The following is a 23,911-nucleotide window of genomic DNA, read 5'->3' as shown; positions in this document are numbered from 1 at the left end:
ATTATTGATATAAAAGGGGAAGTTTATACACTAGTTTATCTATTCCTTCACAGGCGGTCCATATCGGTTATTTTTTTTATAACTAGGTTTCCAGAAAGGTAATAATATCAGTAAAAATAGGGTATAAATAATGAAGTAACTTGGTTCACCTAAATAACTATCATTTGCACGTCGTTTTAATGCGAAAATAATATTTATTCCCGAAATCATATAAGCAAATTTTGAAACTTCGTTATATATTGATGCTTCGGACAAATATCTATCAAGAAATAAGGTAGAAAAACCAATAATTAACAGACTATAAAAAATTTGTTTACAAAATCCTTTACGATTTGTTCGTCCATTTAAACGCCAAAATTGCCACCATTTATTTTCAGGTAGAGATAATGCATCAACTTGTTTTTGATTTTCACGATTTCTAGCTAAAAGTATGGCGGCACATAAGCGTAATATCATATTATTGTCTGAATGATTTTTTAGCCCTTCTAACATCTCGATATCATCTTCTTCAATTAGACCACAGTAGTTGGCTAAACATTCTTTAAGATATATTATTCTAGCCGTTAGATCATTATGTTGATATTTATCTTTATTTACTGAAGATGGAAATAACCACTGTTTTTCGAGCGAATTTGCGATTTTTTGTAAATCATCATTATCACCTGCAATTTTATTCAACGTTTGTTGTAATTTCAGATTTTGTTCAGGTTTATATAACAAAATGGCATTTAATATCATTAAATAATAAGGGTTTTGATTGGCAAATTTGGTTTGCCACAATTGTTCGATTTTATTTTCGATATCTTTTAAATCAATTTTTTCAGGATAGTCTATATCAGATTCGATTGAATCTGGGTAATTGATTAAAATACTATTGATTAACCCACTATTATTATCCATTAAATTATAGAGCTCAGTTTTATTTTGCCAGTTTCCATATTTGAAAATATTAATCACTGGAAGCATTTGATCATCATCGGTTAATTTAAACGTATTATTTTCTTTTCGAAGATATTTTGCTGTTTCGTAGGGTTGATTAATTATAGCCATCGTTAAAATAAATTGACGATACCACTCCCAATAAACGTTTTTATCACACGATGAATCAGGTGGAGTTGGAAACTGGTAATAGTGTTCAGATTCTAAGAAAATAAACCAGTCAAACATCTCTATATTTGCATAACGCGAAAAATTATCAAGATGTTTTTTGGCACGCTCCGGAATGGCATCGAATCTATCCAACCATAAAAGACCATAGTATTGTTCGTACCCATTCAAGTTAGGATCAAATTTATCTGGAATGGGCGTATTTTCATCACTATCATACAGCCAAGCTTTAAATTCTTTGACGGGTGGAATTTGTTCAAGCCATGTTAAATGTTGCCGAGCTTGGCGTTGTAAATTTTGTAGAATAAAATACTCAAAGTCATCTTTACTCTGTTCATCAATAATTTGTTGTAATAAAGTTTGATTACCATGTCGTAACATAATGGCATGACGATATAAGCGATATAAACGATTAGTACCGTCATCAAGTAACAACAGTGCAAGAATTTGACGATAATTCCAACTCACATTTAACGACCATTTGATAAAACTCGCAATTTCAGGGGAATACTCATCAGGATCAATTTGTGCTAGTCGTGCAACCGTTGTTGCTGTTAACTGAGGAACTGCGTAAAGGTAAGTTTCTGATGTTTCTGCAGCGATACAATAAGAGTTATTCAATGCGATAATTAACAATGGAAAGTAATCACTAGCATAATGTGAGCACCAGCCCGCTATCCAACTGGCTGCTTTTTCTTGATAATGACCTGAGTTATAAAGATCAAGCCAAGCCTGTAAAGACTCATGTTTTTTATCAAGCATAGTATATTGAATTGCTGCAATATATTTCCATTCGATATTGATATGTTCATCTTGATCATCTTGAGTGATGCATTTCAACGCATAATCTAATAAGGTTTGATTAGGGATTCTTGCAACGCAGTGCCAATTAGCAAATTGAAGCATTAAGCTTTTATCATTGGGTAAATAGATGACGGTATCTTGTGATAAAAAGTCATAAAGATCACTACTTCTACGTTCGTAAAATAACCATTTGGTATAATCGATATAATTTATCGTTGCATCTTGCAGAGCTCTGTTTGTGGTGGGTAACAGGGTATAGTCAAATAAATCTTCACTCTCAATATGATTTAAAAAGATATCATACCTTTCAGATTGATTGGGAGATTGTATTTTCAGTTGTTGGCGCCAACGCAAATTATCCGCTAACAGTTTGATACAAGCATTTGATACATTGCTTGCTTCATAACTTATTTCTAATAGACGCCATTTTACCGAATCAATGATTGCCATTGGGTAATCGTAAAATGAACTAATAAATTTTTGCCATTCATCGGCGTTAAAACACCGTTGTGGATCGTTCAAAAGTGCTTGATAAGCAGTATAAATTTCATTTTCTTTGATTTGTTTTTCTGTAAGGGGGTGATTGACTGCTTGCTCTTGTGATTCTTGTTGTGATTGCCCATCCATTTGTTCGGTTGACTGTGCATACTGTATTGCAAACTCATAAGCTTCACGTAAAGCTTTAAATCCAATCGGGTCTGTTTCGGGATGATAAAAGGGTAACTTGGCTCGATAGGCTTGACGTATTGCGACAGTATCCGTCGTTTTTTCTATTTCGAGTAGTTGCCAAATATGTTCATTCATAACCAATCATACTCCCTTAATGATTCTGGCTTTTCAAATTTCTCAATATCAATAAACCATGGTAATCGGTTAAAGGGTGCTTGTTTGTCTTCATATAAATTTGCCATGGATGTTACTTTAGATGGACGGGATAATTCACAGCGTAATTTTTCTAAATCGTCTTTAATCTGTAAATTATTCCAATATTGTAAACCAATAAACCAACTAACAAGGTAGTGTTGCCAAGATTGATAAAAGTATGTTGAACGTAACCCAATTCTATGCAAAATCCATAAACATTCTTCTTCAGTGACATATTTATTCGTCGTGCCAAGTCGTAGAAGATAGGCCATCCGGGCATAATCCCAACTACGAATTCCTGCAATATTACAGATAGGAAATGTTTGCTCAACAAATTTAAGTATCACTTTATGATAATCAGTTTGACGTTCATAAAAGCTGAGCCAATCAAATTCAGACAATTGAGAATATTTAGAATAGAATTCAGATAATAATGGTGCATGTCCATCATCAATCATGGTGAAAACGCAATCAAGTAAAGTTTCCCGAGAATCTATTTCCCAACTCTCTTTCAAATCTATAAAATCATCGTTAGGATAAAAAAAAGGTGAGGTATAGCTTGCTCCATATCTTTTATTTAATATTACCATTGGCGCTGACAAACCATATAGCCAATCAATATAATCCTGTTCCATATTAGCCTATAAAATATCAATACATAGTTTAGTGTATAAAGATAACAGATTTTTCAAATAGACGTCAGTCTGTTTTACTGTTTTTCGTTTATTATTTTTAAAAAAATAAACAATAATTATTATGAATAACAGTAAAATTGTTTTGCAAATTACTTTGTGCAAGGCATAATAAAATCAATTTATTTTGTCATCAGTTACACATTACTAAGCCATAAATGAAGGAGTTATAATGAGAAAAATTGCCTTAACGGTAATATTAATGTCTGGCTCATTGATGTTACAAGGCTGTGTTGCTGCGGTAATTGGAGCCGGTGCAACGGCTACAGCCAAAGTTGCTTCAGATCCGCGTACAACCGGGACTCAAGTTGATGATACAACGCTGAATTCACGAATGGGTATGAAATTAAAAGAAAATACATCAGCTTTTAATGGTTCACGTATTTCAACGAGTGCTTATGACGGTAATATTCTTTTAACCGGACAAGCAAATAATGAACAGAGTATGAAAGCCGAAAATCTTGCTCATGAAGTTGAAGGTGTCAAAAAAGTATTTAATCAAATTCGTATCGGTGAGTCTGTTGGTGCAGGAACCATTACCAATGACGCATGGATTACAACCAAAGTTAAATCACAATTAGTCTTAAATTCGGCAACAAAAGCCAGAAATATTAAAGTCGTTACCGAAAATGGCGAAGTCTTTTTAATTGGTATTGTCAAACCTGAAGAGGGTAAAGCTGCTGCAGTTGTTGCCAGTAAAGTAGCTGGTGTTAAAAAAGTTATCACACTTTTTACTTATTTAGATAAGTAAAAAGTGAAATCGATGAAAGGGCGGAAAGATATTTCGCCCTTTTATTATTCTAATTAACTGATTGAATTCGCTCTATTAATTTATCTAATCCTTTTAGGCGAGATTGACTAAGCTCGTCGGTAATTTTAAGTTTACTTAATTCAAACTGAAAATCGATAGCCTGAATTTGCTTCGCTGTTTTATGATTTGCAATGATAAGTAAAATTGCGAGTAACCCTTTAACAATTCGACCCTCACTATCACCTTGAAAAATAAAAGTATCATCAGCTTGTTTTTGAAAAGTAAGCCAAACTCGATTTTCACAACCATTGACTTGGTTACTATCTGTTTTTAAATCGGCTGGAAAGTCAGGCAATTGTTTTGATAACGCAATGATTTGCCGATAACGATCTTGCCAGTTTTGTTGTTTCAATAATAATTCCGTTAATGTTTGCTGCGATAGCATAATATAGACCTATTTGTCGTTTACATAATGATAAATATTTAAAGTTAACAAAAGCTGGTGATAATACAATTAATCCAAGATTTGTATTGCATGTTGTAATGCATTTATAAAACGATCGATATCGTGTTTGTTATTATAAGGCATCAATGAAAGACGAATGACACCTTGGCAACCTAGCTTTTGCATTAATGGTTGAGCACAAAGTTCACCAGTGCGTATTGCAATGTTTTGTTCACTTAATAAGATAGCAATATCATTATGATGAATATTGTGGATATTAAATGTGATGATTGAACTATTATTTACACTGTAAAATTGAATATTGGTTAGTTTACTAAGTTGTGATTTTGCATAATCGGCTAATTGTTCGGAATATACTTGTGCTTGATTAAAATCCCAACGTTTTAGCCATTCAAACGTTGCATTAAAGCCTAGCATTCCGGCGATATTGGGTGTGCCTGCTTCAAATTTATACGGATGTTGCTCAGGTATAAAGTGATCGAAAGAGACACTTTTTAGCATTTTACCTCCACCATGCCAAACGGGCATAGTCTCAAGCAAAATTTGTTTACCATATAATACACCGAGTCCTGTAGGACCATATAATTTATGCGCTGAAAATGCATAAAAATCAATATTAAGTTTATCAACATCAATGGGATGATGAACAATACCTTGAGCACCATCCACCACTAAAATGGCATTATATTGGTGAACGATTTGGCTAATTGCTGCTAAATCCGGGCAAAATCCTGTCACATTTGACATTTGTGTAATGGCGACAATTTTTGTGCGTTCTGATAGAAGTGAAGTCAGATCATCAATAACTGATGACCATTTAATTACTTTGGCTCCCGTTTGCTCTGCAACAATTAGCCATGGCAATAAATTGCTATGGTGCTCTAATTCACTGACAATAATCTCATCACCTGCTTTTAGCAAAGGTCGAGCATAGCTTTGTGCAATAAGATTAATGGATTCGGTCGTACCACTTGTCCAAATAATTTCACTGCTCGTTGAAGCGTTAATCCAATCAGCGACATTTTGCCGAGCTTGATTTATTATTTCAGTCACTTGTAAGGCATTAGGGTGCAAACTGCGTTTAACAGTTGCAGTATTGTGTGCATAATATTCCAGCGTCGCATCGATCATCGCTTGGGGCTTGAGTGATGTTGCGGCTGAATCAAGATACACGTTTTCATTGTTCAGAGCAGGAAATTCTGCTCTAAACTTTTGATGAGAAAACTTTTTACTGGTTAAGTTCAAGTCCTGCAATTCCATTCCAATACCCATTACAGTCTCGTTTATGCTCTATATGTAGCGGATTTAATCCTTCTTCGTTCGCTCTAAACTGTTTCACAATATCCAATGTTTCCAACCCAAGTGGTGAAATACGAACAATATCAACTAAACCATTCATCTCTTTGAGTTGATTACCTAAATTATAGCAATAACCGCTTTGTGTTTGGATTCCATTTAAAACAAATACTTTTTGTTGTTCTTGTGAAAACACTTCACGCCCAACAGGGTATTTGATACAACATGTTTCGCATTTATCTTTGGGTTTATCTTCTGAACGTGCCGTAAAACAACGAGCTGAATAGGCTAACGGCAGGTAACCGTAACTGAAAACTTCAACGTCAAAATTTCGCTCGATATTGAGACTATCAAATTGATTTAGTACATTTGCTAACCAATCCCGAGAAAGTTCAACGGGCATACACCAACGTACCATACCTTGTTTTTGTAATAATTTTAACGTGTAAGCGTTATAGCAATTAATCGCAGGGCCGGCAACAAAAGGCAATTTATTTTCTTGAGCGATATTAATTGCAGCTAAATCATTGGCTTCAATTAAAAAATCGCCATTATTAACGAGTAATCTTAATTCATTTAATTCAGATGGAGCTTCAAGCAAAGCCAACGTTGAAAGCACAACTTGTTTACCTGATTTAGCGACTTCTTTAGCTAATTCAAGCCAGTTAGGGACTTTCATTTCACGGCGTTTAGTACAAACTGTTTCGCCCATATAAATAATATCGGCTTCACTTTCTTTTGCCGCATGATAAAAAGCTTCTGTTTCGGTTTTAGGCCAATAATAAAGCACTGGGCCTAATGCATATTTCATAGTTTTGCTCACTATATTGATTTATGTTAGATCATTTATCAAATCATTTAAAATGATATTTTATTAAATAAATTCAATAATATAAATTAAAGTAACGCCACTTTATTTTTAATAAGTGTCTTTTCCAATAATATGAATTTAAAGTCTAAAATACTCAATTATTGCCATTTACGGTGATAAGCACCCAATGTTGTTTGTGTTCCTTCCGACACAGAGCCTAATGTATCCATCCAATGTTGTTCAGCTTGAAATGATTGTGGATTGGCTTTATAACGGTCAATTGCTTGTCGCCATACTTTGGTTACTTGCTCAACATAAGCTGGACTGCGTTGACGCCCTTCAATTTTGACCGATGCAATATTGGCAGCAAACAGCTCGGGTAATAGCTCAATGGTATTTAAACTGGTTGGTTCTTCAATTGGATGATAAAGCTGTTCTCCAACAAAATAACGTCCTTTACATAGGGTTGGATAACCAGCATTTTCACCTTTTTTATGACAATCAATCAATACGTTATTCAAACGAGATTCAAGACCTTTGTCGGTCTCTTCCCATCGCACAAATTTAGCTGGAGAACATGCCCCAACCGTATTAGGTGATTCACCTGTTAAATAAGACGATAAATAGCAACGTCCTTCAGCCATTATACACAAACTACCAAAGGCAAAAACTTCTAAAGGGACGGGAGAAACTTTTGATAACTGTTTAACTTGATGCATCGACAGAACACGTGGCAATACAATACGATGAACCTGAAAATTATTATAATAAAACTTAATTGACTCTTCATTGGTTGAAGAGGCTTGAACGGAAACATGGCGTTCAAGATTAGGGTACTTTTCGGCAGCATAATCAAGCATAGCAAGATCAGCAATAATTAACGCATCAGCACCAATGTTAGCCGCGGTATCAACTGCATGTTGCCAACGCTGAAAATTTTCAGGATGTGCAAAAGTATTTATCGCAATATGCAATTTTTTACCACGTTTATGTACATAATCAGCGGCTTCAATTAATCGCTTCTCATTGAAATTTAAACCAGCAAAATGACGCGCATTGGTATCATCTTTTAAACCAATATAAACGGCATCAGCACCATTATCGATGGCTATTTTAAGTGATGGCAATGAACCTGCTGGACAAAGAAGTTCCATAATAATTCCTAAGTTAAGTTCGGTAATTTATACGTCGTGTATTATGCAATAATTCCCAATTTAAAGCGACTAGAAAGCCAAGTATGCGATGAAAAAAGTAACAATAGTGTGGATTAAATAGATTAACTAACTGTCAGGAAAATTGCCAGAATACTAACTCTATTGCTCACAAATTGCAGTTGGTCAATCATGATAAATATTCTTTTATTTTGTACTTAAAATAGGACAAAATCACCTTAACGATAACGACTGATGAAGAGAAAAATCAAGGTGATTTTATCGACTGAATAACAATACAACGTGTGATTATTGTAATTGGCAGGCGTCTTCATCGCCAGTATTTTGGCAAGACAGCTTAAAATAATGTTTAGCTGTGTTAATGTCTTTTTCTCGTCCCAGTCCTTGTTGATAAATAAGTCCTAAATAGTATTGTGATTCACCATGATTTTGCTCAGCAGCCAGTTCAAACCATTTTTGGGCTTGCCGATAATCTTGTTTAACGCCGTTTCCGTTAAAATATAGCCAACCTAATTTGAATTGTGACTCAACGTAACCTTTTTTCGCTGCTTTTTCATCTAATTTTCTACCTTTTACGTAATCTTGTTTCAATCCACCTTTTCCAAGATAATAAAAGTTAGCCAAATTATTATTTGAAACAATGGCATTTCCTTTTACGGCTTGTTCATAATACTTTCTTGCTTTGACGTCATCTTGTTTGACACCTCTTCCAGCTTCATACAAAACACCAAGATTTCCGGCCGCAGCTGGTTCTCCATGCTTTAATGCTTTTTCATACCATTTTCTAGCCATGATATAATTTTGATTGATTGCGTCATTTTTTAAATTGGATTCGATTCCTTTTGCTCTTGGCTTTTGAGCAATTAAATCATAAAAAAGCCCCATATAAAACTCGCCACTACTGTTACCGTTCAATGCGCCTTTTTCAATCAGTTTTTTTGCTTTATCTAAATTTTGAGTGACGCCTAAACCATTCAAATATAAGGAACCTAAATAAACTGAGGCATTTTCATTATTTTGTTTTACAGCTTTTTCATACCATTGAGCTGCTTTGGTATAACTTTGCTCAACTTCAATGCCTTTTTCATACATATAACCTACATGAAATTGTGCTTCAGCATCATTTTGGATAGTTGCTTTTCTGTACTCATCCTTATAATTAATTTCTTGATTTTCATCAGCGAAAATGGGGGTGTTCACTGAAAAAAATAAGCATAAAATTAATATTAATTTCTTCATCCATTTTTTCCTATTTATAACAATTTATAGCAAATATATTGTATCAAATTACATCGATAATGGTTTATAAGTATCGTCTTTTAATAAAGTTTTATTAAATAAGTTTGTAATATGTGAAAATTATTTAGCAATGCATACGGTGAAAATCGAAAATAATGTTAGTGATAAGTGAATAATATGTTGATAGGAATTATTTATGTAGCAGCTAGTCTCTTTAATAAATTATTAACGTATCAAAACATTATTTAATGCGGTGAATTTGGGATGTTGCGTTATTTTTCTCAAAATCAATAATATCGCTGACATTCCCAACATAATCTGGCAATAAGCTTATAAAACCTTTATACTATGCCGTAAATTTTGGTATCACTTTTTAGGTTTGCCAAAACAACCCGTTCTTTAACATCATCAATTGGAAGAAAATTATGCATCCGATGCTTAATATTGCTATTCGTGCTGCTCGCAAAGCAGGTAATGTTGCCATTAAGGCTTATGAAAATCCTAGTTCAATCGAAATTGATACTAAAGGTGCTAACGATTTTGCAACCAACGCAGATCGTGCTGCTGAAGCTTTAATTATTGAAACAATTAAAAAAGCGTATCCAGATCACACTATTATCGCTGAAGAAAGTGGTCTTGCTAAAGGTAGCGATACCGATACGCAGTGGATAATCGACCCAATTGATGGTACCACCAATTTTATTAAGAATATCCCACATTTTGCTGTATCTATCGCTGCTCGAGTAAAAGGTAAAACCGAAGTGGCAGTGGTTTATAATCCAATGAGCAATGAATTGTATACTGCTGCACGTGGTAAGGGTGCTCAGCTAAATGGCTATCGTATTCGTGTCAGTAATGCTAAAGATTTAAATGGAAGTATACTGGCAACCGCATTTCCATTTAAAGCGAAACAATATAGCGATAGCTATTTTGCAGTTTTACAAAAATTATTTACTAAATGCGGTGATTTTCGTCGCACTGGTTCAGCAGCATTAGATTTGGCTTATGTGGCAGCAGGTCGTTTAGATGGATTTTTCGAAATCGGTTTAAAACCTTGGGATATTGCGGCAGGTGAACTCATCTTACGTGAAGCTGGTGGTGTCATTACCGATTTTGCCGGTGGTAATAATTATATGGTATCAGGTAATGTTGTGGCTGGTAATCCACGAGTTGTGAAAGATTTATTAGTGTCTACTCAAAACGATTGGCCAGAAAAATTACGTAATTAATTTCTATTATGAACAGCGTTGTAATAACGCTGTTTCCTCTTATTTATTGCTTGTCTTTTTGATCACTAAGAAAAAGTAATTGATGCAAAGCATCTTGTATTAAAGTGATTATTGTTTAGGTTGGTCAGCTATTGCTGCCATTGTACAATTGATATTTAGTCCTTGGCGATTTAAACAATGGCTTCCCCATTGATACATTGCTTCTAATACAGGTTTAATACTTTTGCCAAAATCTGTTAAGGAATATTCTACTTTTGGTGGGACGACAGGAAACACTTTTCGGTTGATTAATTGATTGGATTCGAGTTCACGTAACTGCTGAGTTAACATTTTTGGTGTGGCGCAAGGAATTTCTTTTCGTAACTGAGAAAATCTTAATGTTTTGTTTGTCATCAGTTTCCATAAAATTAATGATTTATATTTACCTCCAATCATATTGATTGTTGTTTCAACCGGACAGTGAATAACAGATTCCAAGCTTTGCTCGTTGTTATAGGTTTTAACTAAATGATTTTTCACTTAATGCCTCAATAGTATCTTTTTGGATAGTATATATCAAAAAAGTGCATTCTTGTTATTCGAATAATTAGTATTAAAATATTTGTTAAGTAATCAAAAAAATTTGTTGAGAACGTTTTTTAATCTTAACAACCCTATCACCAAAGGATGCGTCAAATGAAAACAGTTGAATATAATTTTTATGTTGAAGATATGAGCTGCGCATCATGCGTTAGTCGTGTTGAAAAGGCGATTAAAAAGGTTGATGGAGTAATTGATGTTAGCGTGAATCTAGCGACTGAAAAAGCAACCGTTAAAGCAAATTCAAATGTTAATTTAGCAACACTGATGTCAGCGGTAGACAAAGCAGGTTATCATGCGGTGAAAATGACGGATCAGCAAACACATGCAAAAGATACTGAAAAACAAGCATCACTTTGGCCGATTGTGGTGTCCATTTTATTCGCTATTCCTTTTGTTTTACCAATGTTATTAGAGCCATTTGGTTTCCATTTAATGATGCCTGCATGGTTACAATTTATTCTGGCTTCGATTGTTCAATTCGGTCTTGGTGCTAAATTTTACCGAAGTGGTTTTAGTGCTTTAAAAGCTTTCACCGGTAATATGGATTTATTAGTGGCTATAGGTACCAGTGCGGCTTATAGTTTATCGTTATATCAATTAATTACAGGGCATTATGATCATCTCTATTTCGAATCATCTGTTGTAATTATAACTTTAATCTTAGTGGGTAAATGGTTAGAGTCAAGAGCGAAACATCAAACCACACAAGCGATCGAAGCACTTTCAGCATTAAGACCTGAAGTCGCTTTAGTCAGACAAGGGGATCACGAAATTAGTTTACCGATTAGCCAAGTTAAAGTGAACGATATTGTCGTAATTAAACCCGGTGAACGTATTCCAGTTGACGGTATTATTATGGAAGGCACATCCAGTAGTGATGAATCGATGTTAACCGGAGAAAGTTTTCCAGTTAATAAAACTGTTAATGATGTGGTCACGGGTGGTACCATTAATGGTGAAGGACTGATAATCGTCAAAACTACCGCTATCCAATCTGATTCAAAACTGTCTAAAATTATTGAAATGGTCGAATCTGCACAGGCTAAAAAAGCACCTATACAGCGAATTGTCGATCGTATCAGCGCAATTTTTGTCCCAGTCATTTTGATCATTGCTTTGATTACCTTATTGGCTTGGGGAATTATTTATCATGATTGGCAACAAGCATTACTTCATGCCGTTGCTGTATTGGTGATTGCTTGCCCATGTGCTTTAGGATTGGCAACACCCACAGCGATTATGGTTGGCACGGGTGTGGCTGCACGTCAAGGTATTTTGATTAAAGATGCTGAAGCTTTAGAAACCTTGCATAATGTTAACACTGTCGCATTTGATAAAACAGGCACCTTAACAGAAGGTAAACCTGACTTGGTGGAAATCGATGTCGTTGGAACTGAAACACCCGATCAGATTTTGTCACTTGCTGCATCGATGCAAGCTGGTAGTGAACATCCATTAGCAAAAGCTATGTTATCTAAAGCTAAAAAGTATGATTATGCGAAAAATATCACATCAGTAACAGGATCGGGCGTCATGGCAACGATTGATAATACCGAATACTATTTAGGAAGTTTGCGTTGGATGAAATCGTTAAACGCCTATTTTGTAAACATGGATGATAAAATAGATGAGCTAACCAGTAAAGGGTACACTATTTCATTTTTGGCTAAACAACAAGCTGAAGATAGTGTCGTGATACTTGCTTTATTTGGCTTTGCTGATGTGATTAAACCTGAAGCGAGAAATGCAATTGATGCATTACATCACTTGCATGTTAATACTGTCATGCTAACTGGTGATAATCAACAAGCGGCAAATTATGTGGGTCAACAATTAAACTTAGATAAAGTGATAGCCGAAGTGTTACCCCAAGATAAAGCCAACTATATATATCAATTGCAAAAAGAGAGCCATACCAACACCAATAATCAAGTAGCAATGGTAGGGGATGGCATTAATGATGCGCCAGCGTTGGCTGCCGCTGATATCGGCATTGCCATGGGAACAGGTACTGATGTGGCAATGCATACGGCAAGTATTACCTTAATGCGAGGTAATTTATACCTTATCGCTGATGCTATTGATATTTCTCGTCGAACATATAATAAGATCAAACAAAACTTATTTTGGGCGTTTTTCTATAATTTAATTGGTATTCCATTAGCGGCATTTGGTTTTTTAAACCCAATGATTGCTGGCGCTGCTATGGCTTTAAGTAGTGTTAGTGTGGTGACTAATGCATTATTACTAAAACGCTGGAAGCCAAGAGCAGAAACAAAATAAAATTAGCTTGTTAACCTTTAACTTAAGGGGCAATGGATAATGTCCCTTAATGGTTTGATAGCTGATTGATAATGAGCAAGTGGCTTATGTGCTAAGTGACACGAAAATCAATTTGCGAACCTTTTCCTTGCTCAGTCACAAACACGCCGACAGCACAAATAAGTTGTTCATTATAATATATCAAAGGGATGCGTGTTCGCATCCAAGGTGGAATATGGTGTTCTTGCCATAGTTTTTTGATTGCTCTTGAGCCTTGACGATTAACGATTTGAAGCTGTCCTTGAGCATGAAAGCGTACGGTAACATGTTCGTCTCTGTTCGGTAGACGACACGTTAAATCATCTTGATAAAGAGCATGTAACTCACCGATATGATCGGGTAAAACTAAAGGCGAAGTCAGATCCCAATTTATGACTTGTTGTTCAGTATCTTTATAAAGTGGCAATAGATAAAGTAAATTTTGATAACGGCGAATTTGCTTATGGTGTAAAACGAATTGCGGATTAGCATCGTTCTTTGCTTGAACAATGGTTTGCCAAATAAGTGCTAGTTGTTTTTGGCTAGGCATCATAACGTGTTGATGTCGTAGCCACATGCGTAAAATGGCATTGCGTTTATATTCTGAATAATCGCGTAATGGCGACAAGCGTAGCTGACCTTGCTGGGTTAATACTTGATGAAAATCGTTAAGTAACAGCTCGTTAATTAAAGCTTCTTGTTGTTGGCAAAGCGATGCACTTCGGGCAACCATTTGTGAAAACTGAGGCCAACGTTGATCAATAATTGGCAAAACATTTAATCTAAGAAAATTGCGATCATAATGGTCATCTTGATTACTTTCATCTTCTATCCAAGTTAATTGATGCCAATTGGCATACGCTTCTATTTGTTTACGTGAAATAGTGAGTAACGGTCGAAGATGTTGTTGGTTTTCAACGGGCATGGCTGATAACCCTGATGGACCGCTTCCTCTTTTTAAAGCTAACAAAAACGTTTCGCATTGGTCATCAAGATGTTGTGCTGTGCATAGCATTTCATCGCTTTTCAAATGACGATAAATCGCTTGATAACGAGCATGTCGAGCTTGTTCTTCAATATTGCCTGCCGAGGTATCAAGCTTAACCTTTTCAATAATAAAAGGGATTTTCCATTGTTGGCATTGTTGTTGGCAATGGCTTGCCCAATTATCTGCATTTTGACTTAAACCATGATGAATATAAATGGCTCGTACTGCTAGATCAGCTTGTTGTTTCAATTTGACTAGTGCATGTAACAATACAGTGGAATCAACCCCGCCACTATAAGCTACCAATAGCTTACGGTGTTTTTTTAAACATGTTGAAATGGTCTGTGTGATGGTTTGATCAATCATGAGTTGACTTTGATTATCCATGTTTTTCCCGATTATACTAAGCTTTGTAGTGCATTTGCTTTATGATTATGCTGATTGATTCTTTCTAAACCAGCAGCAAGATCAGCAATTAAATCTTCAGGGTCTTCAAGACCGATATGTAATCGGATGAGTGTGCCTGTAAAACTAATACCCGAAACAGGTCTAATTTTAGCTAGTTCTTCCGGTTGATTGGCTAAAATTAATGACTCAAATCCGCCCCATGAATAAGCCATAGAGAAATGGGTTAAATTATCCAGAAAATCGGAAAGTTGAACATCACTTAGGCGATCATGAAGTATAAAAGAAAATAGTCCACTTGCTCCCGTAAAATCACGCTTAAAAAATTCATGTCCTTTACAACTTTCTAATGCTGGGTGATTCACTGTTGCAACTTGCGGGTGATTAGCCAACCATTTTGCTATTTTTAATCCACTTTCATGATGTTGTTTTAATCTGATAGCTAAGGTGCGTAACCCTCGTGCTGCCATATAAGCTGTATCGGCATCGCACATTTGTCCCATTAAATAAGAACGTTCTCGTAGTCTATCCCAGCATCTTTCATTAGCAACCGCGGTACCTAACATTGCATCAGAATGACCAATTAAATATTTTGTGCCTGCCTGAATTGAGATATCAATATTATGATCTAAGGCTTTAAATAATACACCAGCAGCCCAAGTCGTATCCATCATAATGATAATATCAGGATTTACATGGCGAATCGCTTTAACGATGGCCGGTACATCATGCACTTCCATGGTAATGGAGCTTGGCGATTCTAAAAATACGACTTTGGTATTCGGTTTAATATGGTTAGTGATATAGCGACCAACTAAAGGTGAAAAGTAATCGGTTTCGACGCCAAGATCCTTTAAAATATGATTACAAAATTCTTGAGTTGGTTCGTAGCTGGCTTCGGATACAAGGATATGATCCCCGGTTTTTACAAAAGCTAAAATGGCATTAGCAATTGCAGCTGCACCACATGGATAAAGATAACATCCGGCTCCGCCTTCAATTTCAATCATGGCATCTTGAAGTGAAAAGTGGGTTAATGTGCCTCGGCGTCCATAGAATAGTGCCCCTTTGGCTCGATTTTCTGTTGCTTCTTTTTTGGCAGCGACAGTGTCGAAGACTAATGAAGAAGCACGCTGAATTACCGAATTTACAGCGCCTTGGGTATAGCGTTTTTTGCGACCAGCATTCACTAATTTGGTTTGTAATGACATGATGTATCCTTAGCTATCTGAGAAATTTTAATAACAGTTAGCATAGCATGCTGTTAAAATAGTAAAAAATAATTTTTATGAATACTGGCTTTTCAATTATGCTAATCGTCCAACTAGCCAATTTAAATACGGCGACAATTAATTATGCGTTGTTATCAGAGCAAATTATCAACGATGCCAATCAGATGAATGGACAACGTAAAAAACAGTTTTTAATCTGTCGTTCGATATTAGCAGATTTGCTTAATCAGTATTGCCATTGCTCTACCTTGCCAACAATCGTAATCGGTGAAAATAGTCGCCCATGTTTTTTAGATCGAACTCTTCCTGATTTTAATATCAGCCATAGCCAAGATAGGGTAGCTGTCGCGATATCTTTAAACGGTAAAGTAGGTTTAGATATTGAACTTGCTCGCCAGCGTAAACACTATTTAAAAGTAGCAGAAAACTTTTTTGATGATGATGAATATCAATGGATGATAGCGCAAACCGATACATTATCGGCTTTTTGGCAATTATGGACGTTAAAAGAGTCTGCTTTAAAGCTGTATGCGAAAGGTGTTTGGCAAATGAAATCTGTGAAAATTGACCTTAATCACCAATTGATTCATGCTCCTTTTGCAAGTCATTTTTATTATCAATATCAGCAGATTGATGATGTCCATTTGGCGGTCAATAGTAGTGTGCCGATAACAAGGTTTATCTTACAACGTTAAAGACGCTAATCTGCCACATCAAAAAATGAAGCAGATTAACATGTTGTATTAATTATTTGTTGGTCGTTAATAAACCTGATTCACTTAACGTTTTGTTAAAATCTTTATCCATAAAGAATAGGTCACGCTTATTTTCACCGACTAATTCTAGTTTATCGACAATGCTTTTGAAGAGTTTTTCTTCTTCATGTTGTTCAGAAACATACCATTGTAAAAAGTTAAATGTCGAAAAATCTTTCTGTGTTAACGCATAATCAACCAGCGCATTAATTGCTTTGGTAATTTTAAGCTCGTGCTGATAAGCCACTTTAAATAATTCAAGTAAAGAAGGATATTGTGATTCAGGGGCTTCAATTTTGCCAATTAAAGCTAAGGAACCACAATCCAAAACATAATCAAATAAGCGCTCCATATGTTGGCGTTCTTCACCCGCATGATCTCTTAAAAACTTTCCGAAAGATGGAAAATTTTGGTCATCACACCAGGCACTCATTTGTAGGTACAGATTTGAAGAGTAAAACTCTAAATTTAATTGCTCATTAAGCTTTTTGACCATTTGATCGGTTAACATTTTTATTTCCTCACATTGCTATTTTATGACTTCACATTTCAATCGATAACATCGTTGATGTGATTATTATTTAAGTATAGATTAACTATCTATATCATTGATATTGTCTAAATTAGATAAAGGTCTTGAAGTACCTTTCTTTTGTTATTATCTAATTGATATTCCTGATCTAACCAATTATCAATAGTCTGATAACGCTGTTTAATTGCCGTTATTGCGGCGGTTAGGTATGCTTCTTTAGCAGCAAAAATCACTTTTTGATTTTCAAGTTCGGTTGCCGTTAATTGGTTTTTATTCTGGTTAAGAATGGTGTCACGAAAATCTTTTAATAATTGTTCGGTAAGTAGATAGTCTTGCATGACAACGTCTTCACTCACGCCTAATGCAAACAGTGTTAAAGCGACACCAATGCCCGTTCTATCCTTGCCGACAGCACAATGCTGAACTAAGGGCTGCCCATTACCATTTAATAAAATGTCAGTGAGTTTTTGATAAGCAGGATTATTGAAAGGTAATAATTGATAAAGTTTGATCATAAAATCAAAGGGTGACGTTTTTTTAATGGTAAAAATATCATCTTCAATTTCTGAGGTTAAACTGGCTGTCACTTCATCACTTAATGGATTTGCCGGAACATTAATATAGTTGGCATTACGCCATAAATTGTCGGGATAGCGATTGATTTCGTTCGGATCTCGATAGTCTAAAATGTAGTGTAATTTTAATTCATTCGCTAAGAAGTCTTTTTCTTGTTCGCTAATACGTGAAAATTCACCTGCACGATATAATTTTCCTTTACGTATTTGACGTCCATCTTGTGTTTTAATTCCACCTAAATCACGAAAATTAATTCCATTTTTTATTGGTACAGCAGATGTCATAACGAATCCTTATTTATTCTTAACCTGCTTGCTATATTAGCATGTTTCTGATTAGAATTAAGCCATTGTTTTATTTTTATCAATAATTGGAGTTCTGCTTATGTCGATGTTATCTATTTTACTTTCTGAAAAACCTGCACCCTCGCAATGGGGTAAAGATGCACTACTGAGTTTTTCAGATGAATCAATTACCATTCATTATAAAACTGAGCATCGTTTAGGGGCAATTCAACGTGCAGGGCGTAAACTCGATAATCAAGGTATTAAATCGGTTAAACTTAGTGGTCAAGGATGGGATTTAGAAGCTTGTTGGCATTTTTGGTTGGGTTATCGTAATGCAAAAAACAACAATAAAGTCACTTGGGCAAAGCTGGATAGCAAAGATAAGGCAGAATTAACACATCGTCTGGCCATTATTGATTGGTGTCGAGATATTGTTAACCAGCAAGCGGAAACATTGAGCCCACTTGAATTAGCTACGCAAAGTGCCAAACTCATCAGTCAATATTCGACAGACGTAACATACAAAATTATTTCAGGCGAAGCATTAAAAGAGCATGATTATATGGGGATCTATACTGTTGGCAAAGGTTCAGATAGACCGGCAGCGCTACTTGAACTTGATTATAATCCGGGTAAAAATCCAACAACACCGGTTACTGCTTGTTTAGTGGGTAAAGGGATCACATTTGATTCTGGTGGTTATAGTTTAAAACCAAGTAGTTTTATGGAGTCGATGCGCTCAGATATGGGCGGAGCAGCGCTAGTCGCTGGTGCATTAGCGCTTGCTATTGCACGAGGCATAAATCACCGTATTAAACTTTATCTATGTTGTGCAGATAACTTAGTGAGTGGTAGCGCTTTTAAACTAGGGGATATTATTTGTTATCGTAATGGTAAAACAGTTGAAATTGATAATACCGATGCTGAAGGTCGTTTAGTGTTAGCCGATGGGTTAATTTGTGCCGATAATGATAAACCACATTATATTATCGATTGTGCAACATTGACGGGTGCAGCAAAAATTGCGGTGGGTAATGATTATCAATCACTACTTTCATTTGATGATAAATTTGCTCAATTGTTATTGGCAAGTAGCGATATTGAGCATGAAGCATTTTGGCGTTTACCATTAGCCGAATTTCATCGCTCTCAATTTCCTTCATCCTTTGCAGACATGTCTAATTCTGGATTACCTAACACAGCAGGGGCAAGTACTGCAGCGGCATTTTTATCACATTTTATTAAAAATTATCAGCAAAACTGGTTACATATCGATTGCTCAGCCACTTTCCGTAAAAGTGCAACTGCATTATGGGCAACGGGAGCAACAGGTGTTGGGGTCAGAACTATTGCTCACTTATTGAGTAAATTAAAAAAAGCATGATTCATTGTTAAGGGATGTAATATCTATTTATTAAAACCGATTAGTTTAATAATTCTTAATAATTTTTGTTATTGCTAATTTGAGTTTTTTTCCTACAATAGGCAGAGTTTAAAATTTGTCAAATGTTTATAATTTAGAGATATAAGGAAAGGTATGAAAAAAGTATTTTTTATTTTGTTAATAGTATTGTTTTCAAATGCAACCTACGCTGGCGAGTGTGAGAAATATTGGAATTCAGAAGAGTATGATAAAGCTTTTGATGCTTGCCAAAAAGAAGCCGAACAAGGTGATAAAAAAGCTCAATTTTATTTGGCTCAAGCTTATGAGGAAGGTTTGGGCGTTGAGGGAGATTTCGATAAGGTATTACATTGGGTAACTAAATCAGCAGAACAAGGATATGATCAGGCACAATATTATTTAGCACTAATGTATGATGAAGGTGAAGGTGTTGAAGAAGATGATCAAAAGGCTGTTTATTGGTATAAAAAAGCTGCCGAACAAGGTTTAGTTGATGCTCAATATAATTTAGCGATAATGTATGATGAAGGGGAAGGTGTCGAAAAAAATAAAGAAACAGCTGTGTTCTGGTATAAGAAAGCAGCGGAGCAAGATTCGCCAGAAGCGTTAAATAATTTAGGTGTCATGTATTACAATGGTGAAGGAGTAGAAAAAAATAGACTGTTAGCCATTAAGTACTTTAAGAAAGCCTGTAGTCTTGGCATAGATGAAGCTTGTGATAATAAAAGCTTGCGATAATATAAAACAAATAGAACTAATTAAAATATGTTAAAACTGAACTGTCTTAAATCATTAAGACAGTTCTTTTGAATAAATGAAGTAGAATAAATAAAATCATTTATTCTGTTATGATAATTGCTTTTTTAATATAAATTGGCTCAATCGGTACATTTTGATGTGGGCCCATCCGTTTAGTTGGCACATTGACAATTTTATCAACAACATCCATTCCTTTTATCACTTTTCCAAATACTGCGTAACCATAATCTTTGGATGGATCGTGGTTGAGAAAATGATTATCGACAACATTAATAAAAAATTGGCTCGTTGCACTATCGATGACACCGGTTCTGGCCATTGCAATCGTACCACGCACATTTTTTAATCCATTATCTGCTTCGTTTTTAATTGGGGCATTTGTTTCTTTAAATTTTAATTCACCGTCTGCTCCACCACCTTGAATCATAAAATTAGGGATCACACGATGAAAAGTGGTGTTTTCATAGAAACCACTTTTAACATAATCAAGAAAGTTTTTGGTCGTAATTGGTGCATGCTCATTGTCTAATTCAATTTCAATATCCCCCATACTGGTTTGCAACAATACTTTTGTATCTGCTAATGCAATGGGTGAAAGTAAAATTAAGCACAATGTGATGATTAATGATATGATTTTATTCATTATATTTGTTCCTTAGTCCATTTGTTTGTTGATTATACCGAATATAAAATTTATTTAAATAACAATTGTGCAAAATACAAAAAAATTTTGTGAAATAGTTCGAGTTATTGTTTATTTAATATTTTTCAACATGTTAAACAAGATATTATAAGTAAGTTTTTGCATTTGAGTACTATTTTTATGGCTGAAAAAAGTATTTTTTGAACGATATGCGATGGTCTGAAAACAAACTCTTAGTATTGACGTTTTATCCTTTATTAAATGATTGTTTTAAATTTTTGGATGACATTATTTTTAAAGTTGGAGAATTATGCGTTGCTTCTTATGCAATATGCCATTATATTTGGCACATCATGGAATTTGTTATCAATGTTCAAAAAACATACCGAAATTAAACAAGGTATGTCCGCAATGTTGTTTACCGCATTCTTTATCCACTCAGATTTGTTATCGTTGTCTTGAAAATAAACCCTACTGGGATACATTAATTGCGACTAGCGAATACATTAATCCGTTAAAAAAATTAATTCAGCAATTAAAGTTTTATCATAAAACGGAACTGACATTGGCACTGGCAAGATTAATGTTTTTAACATGGTATAAAAAACGACTTGCAAATGAAATCATAAAACCGGATTTAGTCACTTGCGTTCCATTACATCATATACGTTATTGGTCAAGAGGATTTAATCAAGCAGAATTATTGGCAAAATTGATAGCGAAATGGTTAAATTGTGATTTTTATCCTCATTTACTCTATCGACATCAACGAGCAATAGATCAGAAAAAGCTTTCATTAAAAGAACGTAAACAAAATGTAGAAACACTTTATGAATGTCGAAAAAATCTTTCTCAAAAATCGGTAATGCTTATTGATGATATTGTCACTACGGGAAACACAATAAATGCTGTTAGTCAGCAGCTAAAAAAATGCGGGGCAATGAATATTCAAGTGATTTGTTTATGTCGCACAGTATTGTAAAATTGTAAACAGTCCCTATAATAACCAACATAGTTAGTCAACTATTACAACAAATCAATTAGCTAGTTTATTACCTAATTGCATCAAAAGTGAGGGGTTATGTCTATTATTACCATTTCTGAATCAGCTCAGCAACATTTCAAAAAACTACTAGCCAATCAACCACAAGATACACAAATTCGTGTCTTTGTCATGAATCCTGGTACGCCAAGTGCAGAGTGTGGTGTTTCTTATTGTCCTGCTGATACTGTAGAAGATAGTGATATAGAAGAAAAGTTTGCAGATTTTTCGGTATACATTGATGAAATGAGTGCACCATTTTTAGAAGAAACCGTTATCGATTATGTTACTGATGAATTGGGTTCGCAATTGACGTTAAAAGCGCCAAATTCCAAAATGAGAAAAGTCAGCGATGATGCACCTTTAATTGAACGCGTCAATTATACGATTCAAACTCAAATTAATCCTCAACTTGCTAGTCATGGCGGTATGGTAAGTTTAATTGAATTAACAGAAGATAATTATGTTGTCCTTCAATTTGGGGGGGGCTGTAACGGTTGTTCAATGGTTGATTATACGTTGAAAGAAGGAATTGAAAAACAATTATTAATGGAATTTCCTGAACTTGCAGGCGTAAAAGATGTGACTGAGCATCAAGCAGGAACACACTCTTTTTGTTAAGAAAAACTAAATAATTTGGATTTAAATCTTGCTTATTGCTAAGATTAAGTCATAATCGCATGATGTCTGCCAGTTCACTTTATGATGGGGTTTTATGAATCAAGTCAGCATTATTTCAGATCTTATCGTTTGGATTGAAAAAAATCTGGAGCAGCCTTTGTCTATTGATCATGTTGCTCAAAAATCAGGTTATTCAAAGTGGCATTTACAACGTATGTTTAAAGAAGTAACCGGTCAGGTACTTGGTACTTACATTCGTCATCGTAGGTTAACTTATGCTGCACTTTCTTTACGAATGACGAGTAAGCCGATTTTAGATATTGCCATGCAATATCGTTTTGATTCTCAGCAAACATTTACCCGTTCTTTTAAAAAACAGTTCAATGAAACCCCAGCAAGTTATCGACGCGCTGAATTTTGGGATCCGACAGGATTAACGCCAGCAATTGAACTTAATAAAACTCAGCTTACATTACCCGAACCCAAATTCGTTAATATGCCAAAACAGACATTTTGGGGTATTACTTATAAAAATAACTGTAATTTAAGTAAATTATTAGAGGAAGAAAATAAGTTGCGAGGGCAATTTTTTCATAATTATCTTTCTCGTTATACCCATAAAAATGAAATTCTGCCGGATAAAATTTATGCTTTTAACCGTATCTTGAAAAGTAAAGAAAATGCTAATGAACAAGAGTTACTTTATACTATAGCGTTAGAACACAATAATCATCTTGAGTATATTGAACAGTTTGTTAGCGAAGGTGGTCTGTATCTTTGTTTTAAATATATTGGCACACCAGAAAACTTTAAAGATTTTATTTCTCAGGTGCATTTAGCTGCGATGCCAGCTTTAAAAGTTCATTTACGTGCCGGATGTTTAATTGAAATCCATCATAATCGAGATAAAAATACGGTTGAAACGGCAAAAGATATCCAACGTATGGAATGCGATTATTGTGTGCCAGTTGCAACAGAAAATGAAGTTCTTCTAAAGAAAAATTCGTAGTAATTCTAAGTTTTTATCTGTAATCAATCTTGTGACTAATTGTAATAACCTAGCATTATAATCAATTTAACAATGTTTTTTCTAACCATTGTCTAAATTCTGGTGATGCTTCTTTCAAACTGTTTGATCCACGTGTGACAGTGGCAATACCAATACCTAATTGTTCTTTAAGCTGTCTTTGATTTATTGAACCATCAAGTAAAGAGTGAATTATTTTAACTCGGGTAATTAAAGCATCACGTTCATCTGCGGTTAGCAGCAGTTTAAATATATCCAGTGAATAACCATCATTAAATGCTTGGTGTAGTATTTCAACTGTTTGTTTCCATTCTTGAGTTTTCATAAT

At 34.9% G+C, this 23,911-nt stretch carries 23 protein-coding genes; 9 read left to right on the top strand and 14 right to left on the bottom strand.

Annotated elements, in window-relative coordinates:
- Positions 1-39: 39 nt before the first annotated feature.
- Complete coding sequence (locus tag ACGH47_RS04975; RefSeq protein WP_411622868.1) at positions 40-2,715, bottom strand: hypothetical protein; 2,676 nt, start codon at positions 2,713-2,715, stop codon at positions 40-42.
- Positions 2,712-3,410, bottom strand: coding sequence for a DUF1266 domain-containing protein (locus tag ACGH47_RS04970; RefSeq protein WP_267350269.1), 699 nt, complete (start codon positions 3,408-3,410; stop codon positions 2,712-2,714). Before ACGH47_RS04970 ends, ACGH47_RS04975 begins: the two co-directional genes overlap by 4 nt.
- A 229-nt stretch (positions 3,411-3,639) precedes the next feature.
- Here ACGH47_RS04970 and dolP point away from each other — a divergent pair, with 229 nt between their 5' ends.
- Entirely contained in the window at positions 3,640-4,218 is a 579-nt protein-coding gene (dolP, locus tag ACGH47_RS04965; RefSeq protein WP_411622867.1) for a division/outer membrane stress-associated lipid-binding lipoprotein, read from the top strand.
- A gap of 49 nt (positions 4,219-4,267) precedes the next feature.
- Here the strand turns inward: dolP and ACGH47_RS04960 are convergent, their stop codons facing one another.
- The 5 genes from ACGH47_RS04960 to ACGH47_RS04940 form a co-directional block, all read right to left on the bottom strand.
- On the bottom strand, positions 4,268-4,663 hold the full coding sequence (locus ACGH47_RS04960; protein WP_267350271.1) for a SufE family protein: 396 nt from the start codon (positions 4,661-4,663) through the stop codon (positions 4,268-4,270).
- A 69-nt stretch (positions 4,664-4,732) separates the two neighbouring features.
- Complete coding sequence (gene csdA, locus ACGH47_RS04955) at positions 4,733-5,944, bottom strand: cysteine desulfurase CsdA (protein ID WP_267350272.1); 1,212 nt, start codon at positions 5,942-5,944, stop codon at positions 4,733-4,735.
- On the bottom strand, positions 5,913-6,791 hold the full coding sequence (locus tag ACGH47_RS04950; protein WP_267350274.1) for a U32 family peptidase: 879 nt from the start codon (positions 6,789-6,791) through the stop codon (positions 5,913-5,915). Before ACGH47_RS04950 ends, csdA begins: the two co-directional genes overlap by 32 nt.
- Positions 6,792-6,949: 158 nt before the next feature.
- Complete coding sequence (locus ACGH47_RS04945; RefSeq protein WP_255556881.1) at positions 6,950-7,945, bottom strand: peptidase U32 family protein; 996 nt, start codon at positions 7,943-7,945, stop codon at positions 6,950-6,952.
- Between the two features lie 306 nt (positions 7,946-8,251).
- Positions 8,252-9,202, bottom strand: a complete 951-nt coding sequence (locus ACGH47_RS04940) for a tetratricopeptide repeat protein (protein WP_411622866.1) — start codon at positions 9,200-9,202, stop codon at positions 8,252-8,254.
- Positions 9,203-9,627: 425 nt separating this feature from the next.
- On the opposite strand from ACGH47_RS04940, the gene suhB reads away from it, so the two are divergent.
- The gene (suhB, locus tag ACGH47_RS04935) at positions 9,628-10,431 is read left to right on the top strand and encodes an inositol-1-monophosphatase (protein WP_411622865.1); all 804 of its coding nucleotides are present in this window, start codon (positions 9,628-9,630) and stop codon (positions 10,429-10,431) included.
- Between the two features lie 108 nt (positions 10,432-10,539).
- Here suhB and ACGH47_RS04930 read toward each other — a convergent pair whose 3' ends face one another.
- Positions 10,540-10,866, bottom strand: coding sequence for a winged helix-turn-helix transcriptional regulator (locus tag ACGH47_RS04930; protein WP_081299091.1), 327 nt, complete (start codon positions 10,864-10,866; stop codon positions 10,540-10,542).
- Positions 10,867-11,106: 240 nt separating this feature from the next.
- Here ACGH47_RS04930 and ACGH47_RS04925 point away from each other — a divergent pair, with 240 nt between their 5' ends.
- The gene (locus ACGH47_RS04925) at positions 11,107-13,296 is read left to right on the top strand and encodes a heavy metal translocating P-type ATPase (RefSeq protein ID WP_267350280.1); all 2,190 of its coding nucleotides are present in this window, start codon (positions 11,107-11,109) and stop codon (positions 13,294-13,296) included.
- Positions 13,297-13,387: 91 nt separating this feature from the next.
- Here ACGH47_RS04925 and tilS read toward each other — a convergent pair whose 3' ends face one another.
- Positions 13,388-14,668 (bottom strand): tRNA lysidine(34) synthetase TilS, encoded by a 1,281-nt coding sequence (tilS, locus tag ACGH47_RS04920; RefSeq protein ID WP_411622919.1) that lies wholly within the window; start codon positions 14,666-14,668, stop codon positions 13,388-13,390.
- Between the two features lie 32 nt (positions 14,669-14,700).
- Entirely contained in the window at positions 14,701-15,918 is a 1,218-nt protein-coding gene (metC, locus tag ACGH47_RS04915; protein WP_267350283.1) for a cystathionine beta-lyase, read from the bottom strand.
- 77 nt (positions 15,919-15,995) lie between these two features.
- Between metC and ACGH47_RS04910 the strand changes: the two genes are divergently transcribed.
- The gene (locus ACGH47_RS04910; RefSeq protein ID WP_267350285.1) at positions 15,996-16,634 is read left to right on the top strand and encodes a 4'-phosphopantetheinyl transferase family protein; all 639 of its coding nucleotides are present in this window, start codon (positions 15,996-15,998) and stop codon (positions 16,632-16,634) included.
- A gap of 52 nt (positions 16,635-16,686) precedes the next feature.
- Here the strand turns inward: ACGH47_RS04910 and ftnA are convergent, their stop codons facing one another.
- On the bottom strand, positions 16,687-17,205 hold the full coding sequence (ftnA, locus tag ACGH47_RS04905; RefSeq protein WP_267350286.1) for a non-heme ferritin: 519 nt from the start codon (positions 17,203-17,205) through the stop codon (positions 16,687-16,689).
- Positions 17,206-17,312: 107 nt separating this feature from the next.
- Positions 17,313-18,086: a tyrosine-protein phosphatase gene (locus ACGH47_RS04900; protein ID WP_267350288.1), complete on the bottom strand. Its 774-nt coding sequence runs from the start codon at positions 18,084-18,086 to the stop codon at positions 17,313-17,315.
- Between the two features lie 94 nt (positions 18,087-18,180).
- Between ACGH47_RS04900 and pepB the strand changes: the two genes are divergently transcribed.
- Together pepB and ACGH47_RS04890 are read left to right on the top strand one after the other, a co-directional pair.
- Positions 18,181-19,473: an aminopeptidase PepB gene (pepB, locus tag ACGH47_RS04895; protein WP_411622918.1), complete on the top strand. Its 1,293-nt coding sequence runs from the start codon at positions 18,181-18,183 to the stop codon at positions 19,471-19,473.
- A gap of 153 nt (positions 19,474-19,626) precedes the next feature.
- Complete coding sequence (locus tag ACGH47_RS04890) at positions 19,627-20,229, top strand: tetratricopeptide repeat protein (RefSeq protein WP_267350291.1); 603 nt, start codon at positions 19,627-19,629, stop codon at positions 20,227-20,229.
- A gap of 100 nt (positions 20,230-20,329) precedes the next feature.
- Here the strand turns inward: ACGH47_RS04890 and ACGH47_RS04885 are convergent, their stop codons facing one another.
- Positions 20,330-20,893: a peptidylprolyl isomerase gene (locus tag ACGH47_RS04885; RefSeq protein ID WP_267350293.1), complete on the bottom strand. Its 564-nt coding sequence runs from the start codon at positions 20,891-20,893 to the stop codon at positions 20,330-20,332.
- 310 nt (positions 20,894-21,203) lie between these two features.
- On the opposite strand from ACGH47_RS04885, the gene ACGH47_RS04880 reads away from it, so the two are divergent.
- The 3 genes from ACGH47_RS04880 (at position 21,204) to robA (ending at position 23,565) form a co-directional block, all read left to right on the top strand.
- The gene (locus tag ACGH47_RS04880) at positions 21,204-21,875 is read left to right on the top strand and encodes a phosphoribosyltransferase family protein (protein ID WP_267350295.1); all 672 of its coding nucleotides are present in this window, start codon (positions 21,204-21,206) and stop codon (positions 21,873-21,875) included.
- Positions 21,876-21,980: 105 nt separating this feature from the next.
- Positions 21,981-22,556, top strand: coding sequence for a Fe-S biogenesis protein NfuA (gene nfuA, locus ACGH47_RS04875; protein ID WP_065558691.1), 576 nt, complete (start codon positions 21,981-21,983; stop codon positions 22,554-22,556).
- Between the two features lie 94 nt (positions 22,557-22,650).
- Complete coding sequence (gene robA, locus ACGH47_RS04870; protein WP_267350297.1) at positions 22,651-23,565, top strand: MDR efflux pump AcrAB transcriptional activator RobA; 915 nt, start codon at positions 22,651-22,653, stop codon at positions 23,563-23,565.
- Positions 23,566-23,626: 61 nt separating this feature from the next.
- Here robA and trpR read toward each other — a convergent pair whose 3' ends face one another.
- Entirely contained in the window at positions 23,627-23,908 is a 282-nt protein-coding gene (gene trpR / locus ACGH47_RS04865; protein WP_218837341.1) for a trp operon repressor, read from the bottom strand.
- Positions 23,909-23,911: the final 3 nt, after the last annotated feature.

The sequence above is a fragment of the Gilliamella sp. CG16 genome, assembly GCF_046635785.1.
Taxonomy (GTDB): Bacteria; Pseudomonadota; Gammaproteobacteria; order Enterobacterales; family Orbaceae; genus Gilliamella; species Gilliamella apicola_I.
Note: the sequence above shows the minus strand (reverse complement) of the source record. Positions and strands in the feature narration are given on the sequence as shown.

Coding starts and splice junctions, on each gene's coding strand:
- ACGH47_RS04975 (WP_411622868.1), bottom strand. CDS start 2,715: ATGAATGAACATATTTGGCAACTACTCGAAATAGAAAAAACGACGGAT.
- ACGH47_RS04970 (WP_267350269.1), bottom strand. CDS start 3,410: ATGGAACAGGATTATATTGATTGGCTATATGGTTTGTCAGCGCCAATG.
- dolP (WP_411622867.1), top strand. CDS start 3,640: ATGAGAAAAATTGCCTTAACGGTAATATTAATGTCTGGCTCATTGATG.
- ACGH47_RS04960 (WP_267350271.1), bottom strand. CDS start 4,663: ATGCTATCGCAGCAAACATTAACGGAATTATTATTGAAACAACAAAAC.
- csdA (WP_267350272.1), bottom strand. CDS start 5,944: ATGGAATTGCAGGACTTGAACTTAACCAGTAAAAAGTTTTCTCATCAA.
- ACGH47_RS04950 (WP_267350274.1), bottom strand. CDS start 6,791: ATGAAATATGCATTAGGCCCAGTGCTTTATTATTGGCCTAAAACCGAA.
- ACGH47_RS04945 (WP_255556881.1), bottom strand. CDS start 7,945: ATGGAACTTCTTTGTCCAGCAGGTTCATTGCCATCACTTAAAATAGCC.
- ACGH47_RS04940 (WP_411622866.1), bottom strand. CDS start 9,202: ATGAAGAAATTAATATTAATTTTATGCTTATTTTTTTCAGTGAACACC.
- suhB (WP_411622865.1), top strand. CDS start 9,628: ATGCATCCGATGCTTAATATTGCTATTCGTGCTGCTCGCAAAGCAGGT.
- ACGH47_RS04930 (WP_081299091.1), bottom strand. CDS start 10,866: ATGATTGGAGGTAAATATAAATCATTAATTTTATGGAAACTGATGACA.
- ACGH47_RS04925 (WP_267350280.1), top strand. CDS start 11,107: ATGAAAACAGTTGAATATAATTTTTATGTTGAAGATATGAGCTGCGCA.
- tilS (WP_411622919.1), bottom strand. CDS start 14,668: ATGATTGATCAAACCATCACACAGACCATTTCAACATGTTTAAAAAAA.
- metC (WP_267350283.1), bottom strand. CDS start 15,918: ATGTCATTACAAACCAAATTAGTGAATGCTGGTCGCAAAAAACGCTAT.
- ACGH47_RS04910 (WP_267350285.1), top strand. CDS start 15,996: ATGAATACTGGCTTTTCAATTATGCTAATCGTCCAACTAGCCAATTTA.
- ftnA (WP_267350286.1), bottom strand. CDS start 17,205: ATGTTAACCGATCAAATGGTCAAAAAGCTTAATGAGCAATTAAATTTA.
- ACGH47_RS04900 (WP_267350288.1), bottom strand. CDS start 18,086: ATGACATCTGCTGTACCAATAAAAAATGGAATTAATTTTCGTGATTTA.
- ACGH47_RS04890 (WP_267350291.1), top strand. CDS start 19,627: ATGAAAAAAGTATTTTTTATTTTGTTAATAGTATTGTTTTCAAATGCA.
- ACGH47_RS04885 (WP_267350293.1), bottom strand. CDS start 20,893: ATGAATAAAATCATATCATTAATCATCACATTGTGCTTAATTTTACTT.
- ACGH47_RS04880 (WP_267350295.1), top strand. CDS start 21,204: ATGCGTTGCTTCTTATGCAATATGCCATTATATTTGGCACATCATGGA.
- robA (WP_267350297.1), top strand. CDS start 22,651: ATGAATCAAGTCAGCATTATTTCAGATCTTATCGTTTGGATTGAAAAA.
- trpR (WP_218837341.1), bottom strand. CDS start 23,908: ATGAAAACTCAAGAATGGAAACAAACAGTTGAAATACTACACCAAGCA.